The following is a 3,586-nucleotide window of genomic DNA, read 5'->3' as shown; positions in this document are numbered from 1 at the left end:
GCATTCGCCGTTGGCATGGCCCTGGGATTTCTCTTCTATTACAGTTCGATAAGAAGATTGTTGAAAGCCCCCGAACTTGCCTCCCTTCTGGCTACCTTTTCCTTCGGGATCATTCTGGAAGAGGTAATAAAATTGATTTTCGGCTCCGAGTTCAGGGGGTACAACTGGGCACTGGGAAAGATAAAGATACCCTTCACCGTCCTTCCCTTTACAAAGCTGTTCGCTTTCTTTGGAAGCATCATTATCGCTCTCCTCCTGTACGTGTGGTTCAAGAAGACCAGGGCGGGAACGGCCCTGCGAAGCGTCGTCGAAGACGACGAGGGGGCCCGGGTGTGCGGCGTCAACGTGGGGTGGCAATATGCCCTCAGCTTTTCCCTCGGCATCGGCCTCACCGTTACGAGCGGGGTTCTGTTGACCATGTTCATTCCCGTGGGGATCAACCCTTACATGGGGGGGGGATACACACTCAAGGCATTTGTCATAGCAGTCCTGGGAGGTCTCGCATCCCCCTACGGCGCATTCTTCGGAGGCCTGATATTCGGCCTGATCGAAAACGGATCATACACTCTTCTCGCGCTCATCCCGAACGTCGAGCCCTTCGCGCTGACGCGATTTCTCTCCTTCCTGATGCTCCTGATCATTCTCCTCATACGGCCGACAGGGCTTTTCAGGACCAAGTGAGCTTTGGACACGATGAATAAAACGGCGCAAAAATATCTTCCCCTCATCCCGCTTCTGGTTGCCTATACCGGACTCTACCTGGTGGGAAGAACCCTCCCCGGGATGTGGCAGCTCATCGCCATGATCGCTTTTTACTGTGCCCTCGGCCAGGCGTTCAATCTTTTCCTGGGGATGACGGGATACGTGGACTTCGGATACGTGGCGTTTCTCGGGGTCGGCACCTACGGAATGGCCCTCGCCATTTCCCGCTTCTACGACGCGGGCCTGGGTATCGGCCTCATCGGCATCGGCCTGATCATGGCCGTGGGGATATCCACGCTCCTCTCGCTGGCCGTCGGTGCAGTCGCCCTGCGCCTGAGAGGCGCCTATTTCGCGATCGCCACCATCGGCGTCAACGAGGGTTTCCGTTACTTTATCGAAGGAGCAAAGATATGGAACGGCTCGGCGGGGATCATTTTCTCGGGGCAGATGAACAAGGCGTTCGGCAGGGAATTCGCAAACGTCCTGTCCACGTACTGGGCCGACGTGATGGTGTTTATCATCGCCGGGCTTTCCGCCTTCGTAACCCTCTTCTACATGAGGAGCAAGATAGGGTATGCCCTCACCGCCCTCAGGGAGGATGAGGACGCGGCCAAGGCGATGGGGATCAATGTAACCAAGTTCAAGATCATCGCATTCATTACGAGCGCCTTCTTCGCCGGACTGCTCGGGGCAGTTGCCTGGGCGGTGAAACTGACCTACGTCTTCCCCCCCGACGTCTTCGAGATCCTCTACACGATCGAGGCGATCATCATCGTCCTCCTCGGCGGCGCCGGCACGCTCCTCGGCCCCCTCGTGGGAGGGCTCATCTACGGCCTGTCCAAGTATTACCTGGCAATCATCCTGCCGGGATTCCAGCTCCTCATATTTGCGCCGATTATCATTGCGATAATCGTTCTCTTCCCGGAGGGAACGGTCGGCGTGCTCAAAAAGAAGGTGCAGGGAACGGCCCTCGAGAAAATAATCGTGTGAGGTCGGGCATGACCCTTTTACGGCTGGAGAACATAACGAAGCGGTTCGGCGGACTCGTTGCCGTGGACAGCGTGAGCCTTGAAGTCGACCATGGGGAGATCATCGCCATCGTCGGGCCCAACGGCGCGGGGAAAACCACCCTCTTCAACGTCATAAACGGCGTGTTCTTCCCCGATGAGGGAAGGATATTCTTCGAGGAAAAGGACATAACCATGCTGCCCCCCTACAGGAGGGCTCCCCTCGGTATAGGGAGGACATTCCAGATACCCCGGCCGTATGCCTCAGCCAGTGTGAGAGAGAACATCGCCATTGGCGGGATGTTCGGGTCACAGGGGCACAAACTGAGCGTCGATGAATGCATGGACATGGCAGACCGGTATATCGAGATGATCGGACTCACCGAGCACCGGAACAAACCGGCCGGGGCCCTGACGCCGACGGAGAAAAAGCTCGTCGAGATCGCAAGAGCCCTGGCGATGAGGCCGAAGCTCCTTTTGATGGACGAGGCGATGGCCGGGATGAACCCCAAAGATATCGACTATATGGTCGATTTGATCAAGCAGATAAAAGAGGTGGAAAAGATCGCCATCGTCGCCCAGGTCGAACACATCATGAGGGCAGTCGCGAGGCTTGCGGAAAGGGTCATGGTCATGCACCAGGGGGCGAAACTCGTCGACGAGACCACCGAACAGGCTTTGAGCGATCCCCGGGTGGTCGAGGTTTATCTCGGACACCCGCCGGAGGAAAAGGATGCTGAAAGTTGAGAGGCTAGAATCCGGGTACGGCCCCATGCAGGTTCTGTGGGAGCCATCACTGGAGGTGAAAAAAGGGACCATTACGTCCCTCCTGGGGCCGAACGGTGCCGGAAAATCGACACTTTTGTGGTCCATCTTCGGATCGGTGCAGCCCTGGAGGGGGAAGGTCGAATTAGAGGGCGCCGACATCACCTTCACGCCGACCCACAAGAAGGTCGAGCTGGGGATTACCCTCGTGCCGGAGGGAAAGCACCTCTTCAAGGGTATGACGGTGCAGGAAAACCTCACCATGGGCGCCTACCGGCGGGAAGCTCTGCGCAACATCGACCAGTCTCTCGATCTGGTCTACTCCCTCTTTCCGATCCTCGAGGAGAGAAAGGAGCAGGTGGCGGGATCGCTGAGCGGGGGCCAGCAGCAGATGGTCACCATCGGCAGGGCACTGATGACGAAACCCCAGCTGATCATGCTCGACGAGCCCAGCCAGGGGCTCGCTCCAAAGCTGGTCATGGAGGTCTTCGAAACAATCCACAAACTGAAGGAAGACGTGGGGCTCACCATTTTGCTCGTGGAGCAGAACGTGAGCGCATCGCTCGACGCTTCCGATTACGTGTACATCATGCACGAAGGACGCATCAAGGCGGAAGGGATGCCGGACGAAATCAGACGTTCGGAAGAAATACGGGAAGCATACCTCGGTATCTGACCCGGCTCTAAGGACATACGACGGGGAAGGTGAATGTTCGCCGGGAAAAAATCAGCTGCCCGGCTCCTCCCCTTTTCCCGGATGGCCTCTTCCTATGGTAAACACGATACCCCGTTCGGCCGGTTCTATCTCCTGTGCGATGTTTTTCCCGCCGTCAAAGGCGATGAGGGAATAGTTGCCATACCGGAAGATCTTCTTGTAGGCCCTTTTGACCTCGCTGGCATCATCATAATCGAACAGAACGGCCACCTTTTCCGGGTTGAGGGGATTTTTCATGACTTTTACGGTGAAACCGGCCTCGGGAAGCGCGATCTCTGCCGGAAAACCGGTCAGCTTCGACAGGATCCTTCTATCCGGGGATATATAGAGAAAAGAAACGCGCCCCAGCATATCATCCGTTACCGCATCTACCCCGGCAACGCGGAAGCCCTGGTCC

4 protein-coding genes and 1 pseudogene (1 of these 5 cut by a window edge) are annotated in these 3,586 nt (G+C 57.0%); 4 read left to right on the top strand and 1 reads right to left on the bottom strand.

Annotated features, from left to right (window positions below; genetic code table 11):
• The 4 genes and pseudogenes from GTN70_09980 to GTN70_09965 all read left to right on the top strand — a co-directional run.
• Positions 1-681: pseudogene (locus GTN70_09980) on the top strand (branched-chain amino acid ABC transporter permease) (it extends 182 nt beyond the left edge of the window).
• Positions 682-693: 12 nt separating this feature from the next.
• Positions 694-1,692 (top strand): branched-chain amino acid ABC transporter permease, encoded by a 999-nt coding sequence (locus GTN70_09975; GenBank protein ID NIO17302.1) that lies wholly within the window; start codon positions 694-696, stop codon positions 1,690-1,692.
• Positions 1,693-1,700: 8 nt separating this feature from the next.
• Complete coding sequence (locus GTN70_09970) at positions 1,701-2,456, top strand: ATP-binding cassette domain-containing protein (GenBank protein NIO17301.1); 756 nt, start codon at positions 1,701-1,703, stop codon at positions 2,454-2,456.
• Complete coding sequence (locus GTN70_09965; protein NIO17300.1) at positions 2,443-3,150, top strand: ATP-binding cassette domain-containing protein; 708 nt, start codon at positions 2,443-2,445, stop codon at positions 3,148-3,150. The genes GTN70_09970 and GTN70_09965 overlap by 14 nt, the downstream gene beginning before the upstream one ends.
• A gap of 51 nt (positions 3,151-3,201) precedes the next feature.
• Here GTN70_09965 and GTN70_09960 read toward each other — a convergent pair.
• On the bottom strand, positions 3,202-3,586 hold a 385-nt coding region (locus tag GTN70_09960; protein ID NIO17299.1), incomplete at its 5' end, for a hypothetical protein.

The sequence above is a fragment of the Deltaproteobacteria bacterium genome, assembly GCA_011773515.1.
GTDB lineage: Bacteria > Desulfobacterota > Deferrimicrobia > J040 > J040 > WVXK01.
Note: the sequence above shows the minus strand (reverse complement) of the source record. Positions and strands in the feature narration are given on the sequence as shown.